Annotated in this window: 1 protein-coding gene; it reads left to right on the forward strand. The window is 61.4% G+C overall.

Annotated features, from left to right (window positions below; genetic code table 11):
• The coding region (locus AC0L20_RS40065) for a 4'-phosphopantetheinyl transferase family protein (protein ID WP_473295679.1) at positions 1-396 on the forward strand (396 nt) is incomplete at both ends.

Here is a 396-nt window from a genome sequence, read left to right on the forward strand (position 1 = left end):
GGCCGTCTACCTTGCCATCCCGGTCGATCAAGTGCGTATCGCGCGAACCGCCGCCGGTAAGCCTTGGCTGCCTGAGCACACCTGGTTGCGTTTCAACGTGAGCCATAGCGGTCGTTCGGCTGCCATCGCTCTGTGCCGGGGCCACGAGGTGGGCGTTGACCTGGAAGCAATCAGCGGGAAAGTGGCGGTGAAAAAAGCCATCGCCCGGCGTTTTTTCCATCCGCACGAGCAGTGTTGGCTGGCGCTTGATGAAGCCAACTACCTGTCGCGTTTTACGCAACTGTGGAGCATCAAGGAAACCTGGCTCAAGGCCCGGGGCACGGGGCTGACCCAATCGCTCGCAGGTTTTTGTGCGGTACCGCAAAGCAGCGCAAGCGGGGTGGCCGAGATCATGGT

It is taken from the genome of Bradyrhizobium sp. Kon58 (genome assembly GCF_055807455.1).